Annotated in this window: 2 protein-coding genes; both read right to left on the bottom strand. The window is 68.7% G+C overall.

The window, feature by feature from the left end; all coding sequences use genetic code 11:
* Positions 1–2 precede the first annotated feature (2 nt).
* Positions 3–1,793, bottom strand: coding sequence for a beta strand repeat-containing protein (locus CRT60_RS00615; protein WP_098734524.1), 1,791 nt, complete (start codon positions 1,791–1,793; stop codon positions 3–5).
* Positions 1,786–4,230, bottom strand: a 2,445-nt coding sequence (locus tag CRT60_RS36035) for a beta strand repeat-containing protein (protein ID WP_161957930.1), incomplete at its 5' end; no start/stop codon positions are given. The genes CRT60_RS00615 and CRT60_RS36035, both read right to left, overlap by 8 nt.

Genomic DNA, 4,230 nt, shown 5'->3' with positions numbered 1-4,230 from the left:
CATCAACCGAGGTTGATGTCGGAGAGCGAGAGGACCGTGCCGTTGTACACGCCGAGCAGCCGGACCTCGGTGGCGGCCACCTGGCCGTCGCCGTTGGTGTCGACCACCTGGTACAGGCCGGAGCTGGTGCCGTTGTTGGCCAGAACCAGCGTGCTTGCACCAGCCGACGAGTTCGTCAGCGTCCCCAGGGCCGAGCGGAAGCTGGCCAGCGAAGCGTCCGTCAGGCTGCCGCTGACGACCGAGGTCAGGCTCACCAGCTCGTTGGAGCCGATGTTCACGCCGTTGGTCGCAGCAGAGGCCGTCGAGAGCGAAGCATCGCCGTTCTTATCCGCAGCGGTCCGGGCCGTACCGGTCAGCTGCACCTTGTCGGTGCCCGACTGGAAGTTCGAGACCGAGACGAAGCCGGTGTTCGCGCCCAGCGCCGAGATGTCGGTGAAGGACGAGTACACCACCGTGTCGGTGCCGCTGCCCGAAGCCAGGCTCAGGCTGTCGCCCGTGCCGGCCTGGAAGCGGATGCCCGAACCGCCGGTCACCGTGATGGCGTCGGTGCCGGCACCGCCGATCAGCGTCTCGATACCGGAGACCGACATCGTCACACCGGTGTCACCCAGCGTGATCACGTCGTTGCCGGTGCCGCCGGTCAGCGTCTCGATGCCACGCAGCAGGACGTCGCCCAGGATCACCAGGTCGCTGCCGGCACCGCCGATCATGGTGTCGATGCCGCGGGTGATGACGGTGTTGCCCGCCGCACCCAGGGTTACGACATCCGAACCGGTGCCGCCGATCAGGAACTCGACGCCCGCGGCCGTCATCGTCACGCCGGCCGAACCGGTGAGGACGATGTCGGTGCTGGCACCGCCGGTCAGGGTCTCGACGCCTGTCACGGTGACCGTGTTCGGGGTGTCGCCGAGCGTGATCGCGTCGTTGCCGGTGCCGCCGGTCAGGGTCTCGATGCCGCGCAGCAGGACCGTGTTGCCGCCATCGCCGAGGCTGACGATGTCGTTGCCGGCACCGCCGACGACGATCTCGACCCTGCTCTCGGCCCGCATGGTGACGCCGGTGTCGCCCAGGAACATCAGGTCGCTGCCCGCACCACCCGACAGGGTATCGATGCCGCGGACGGTGATGGTGTTCGCAGTGTCGCCCAGGGTGACGACATCCGAACCGGCACCGCCGACCAGAACCTCGACGCCCGAAGCCGTCATCGTCACGCCGGTGCTGGCCGTGAAGACGATGTCGGTGTTGGCACCGCCGGTCAGGGTGTCGATGCCCGTCACGGTGACAATGTTCGGCGTGTCGCCAAGCGTGATGACGTCGGCGCCGACACCGCCGATCAGCGTCTCGACACCGCGGGTCAGCAGGGTGGTGCCGCCGGTGCCGATGGTCACGATATCCTGGCCGGCGCCACCGACAAGAATCTCGATGCCCACCCCCAGGGTCAACCTGTTGCCGGTATCGCCCAGGATCGCCAGATCGGAACCAGCGCCGCCGATCAGCGTCTCGATGTTGCGGATGGTGGTGGTGTTGCCGGCCGATCCCAATGTCAGGACATCGGTGCCGGCATTGCCGATGACGAAATCGGCACCCGAGACGGTCAGGGTAGACCCAGCCGAGCCGGTGAGGATGACGTCCACGCCCACACCGCCGACGAGCGTCTCGATGCCAAGCGCCAGCAGCGTGCCGCCGGCGGTGCCGATGGTCACGATATCGGTGCCGGCCCCGCCCAGCAGCGTCTCGATACCCAGCACAACCAGCGTGTTGCCGGTCGACCCGAGGGTGATGAGGTCATTCACCCAGCGTGATCACGTCGTTGCCGGTGCCGCCGGTCAGCGTCTCGATGCCACGCAGCAGGACCGTGTTGCCGCCATCGCCGAGGCTGACGATGTCGGAACCGGCGCCGCCGACCAGGATCTCGATCCCGCTCTCGGCCCGCATGGTGACGCCCGTGTCGCCCAGGATCACCAGGTCGCTACCGGCACCACCGATCATGGTGTCGATGCCGCGGGTGATGACGGTGTTGCCCGCCGCACCCAGGGTCACGACATCCGAGCCGGCGCCGCCGACCAGGAACTCGACGCCCGAGGCCGTCATCGTCACGCCGGCCGAACCGGTGAAGACGATGTCGGTGTTGGCGCCACCCACCAGGGTCTCGACGCCCGTCACGGTGACCGTGTTCGGGGTGTCGCCCAGCGTGATGACGTCGGTGCCCGCGCCGCCGATCAGCGTCTCGACCGCACGGGTCAGCAGGGTGCTGCCCGAGGTGCCCAGAGTGATGACGTCGGTGGCCGCGCCGCCGACCAGGATCTCGATGCCCGAACCCAGCGTCATGGTGACGCCGGTGTCGCCCAGGAACACCAGGTCGCTGCCCGCACCGCCCGACAGGGTGTCGATGCCGCGGGTGATGACCGTGTTGCCCGAGGAGCCCAGGGTCACGACATCCGAACCGGTGCCGCCGACCAGGAACTCGACGCCCGAGACCGTCATCGTCACGCCGGCCGAACCGGTGAAGACGACGTCGGTGTTCGCACCGCCGGTCAGGGCCTCGATGCCCGTCACGGTGATGGTGTTCACCGTGTCACCCAGCGTGATGACGTCGGTGCCCACGCCGCCGATCAGCGTCTCGATGCCGCGGGTCAGCAGGGTCGTGCCCGAGGTGCCGATGGTCAGCACGTCGGTGCCGGCGCCGCCGACCAGGATCTCGATGCCCGAGCCCAGGTTCAGCGTGTTGCCGGTGTCGCCCAGGATCACCAGGTCGGAACCCGCACCGCCGATCAGCGTCTCGATGCCGCGGATGGTGGTGGTGTTGCCGGCCGTACCCAGGGTCAGGACGTCGGTGCCGGCGCCGCCGATCACGAAGTCCGCACCCGAGACGGTGAGGGTCGACCCGGCCGTGCTGGTGAAGATCACCTCCAGGCCCGTGCCGCCGATCACCGTTTCGATGCCGCTCACCAGCAGCGTGCCGCCGGCCGTGCCGATGGTCACGATGTCGGTGCCCACGCCACCGGTCAGGGTCTCCAGACCCGAAACCAGCAGGGTGTTGCCCGCCGTGCCCAGCGTGACGATGTCGGAGGCGAGGCCACCGATCAGCGTCTCGATGCCGCCGACGATCAGCGAGTTGGCGGTGTTGCCGAGCGTGACGACGTCGGTGCCCACGCCACCGGTCAGCGTCTCGATGCCGCGCAGCAGCACCGTGTTGCCGGCCGTGCCCAGCGTGACCACATCGACGCCCGTGCCGCCGACCAGGATCTCGAGGCCGGACGCCAGCAGCGTCGAACCGCCCGAACCCAGGAACACGAGGTCGGAACCCGCGCCGCCGGTGAGGGTATCCAGCGCGTTGACCACCAGGGTGTTGCCCACGGTGCCCAGCGTGACGATGTCGGTGCCAACGCTACCGGTCAGGGTCTCCAGACCCGAAACCAGCAGGGTGTTGCCGGCCGTGCTCAGCGAGATCAGGTCGAGGCCTGCACCGCCGGCCAGGGTCTCGATGCCCGAAACCGCCATGGTGGTGCCGGTGTCGCCGATGGTGACGACATCGGTGCCGACGGAGCCGGTCAGGGTCTCCAGGCCACGCAGGATCAGGGTGTTGCCCGCGGTGCCCAGCGTGACGACGTCGGTGTTGGTGCCGCCGACCAGGATCTCGATGCCCGAAGCCAGCATCGTGTTGCCGGACGACCCCAGGAAGATCACGTCGGTGCCCAGACCGCCGGTGACCGTCTCCAGCAGGTTGGCGAGCAGCGTGCTGCCGGCCGTGCCGATGGTGATCAGATCGGTGGCGGCGGAACCGGTGATGGTTTCCAGAGCCGAGACCAGCAGGGTGTTGCCCGCCGTGCCCAGCGACACGACGTCGACGCCCGCGCCGCCGTTCAGCGTCTCGATCAGCGTCACCGCGAGGGTGTTGCCGGCCGAGCCGAGGGTGACGACGTCGGAGAGCGCGCTGCCGGTCAGGGTCTCAAGACCCGAAACCAGCAGGGTGCCGCCCGTGGTGCCGATCGTGATGGCATCGGTGGCGGTGCCGCCGATGATCGTCTCGAACAGCGAAACCGTCGCGGTGTTGGCGGTGTTGCCCAGCGTCAGGACGTCGGTGCCCACGCCACCGGTCAGCGTCTCGATGCCGCGCAGCAGCACCGTGTTGCCGGCCGTGCCCAGCGTGACCACATCGGTGCCGACGCCGCCGATCAGGATGTCGATGCCCGACACCGAGACCGTCGAACCGCCCGAGCCCAGGAACAC

Origin of the sequence: Azospirillum palustre, assembly GCF_002573965.1 — a bacterium.
Taxonomy (GTDB): domain Bacteria; phylum Pseudomonadota; class Alphaproteobacteria; order Azospirillales; family Azospirillaceae; genus Azospirillum; species Azospirillum palustre.
Note: the sequence above shows the minus strand (reverse complement) of the source record. Positions and strands in the feature narration are given on the sequence as shown.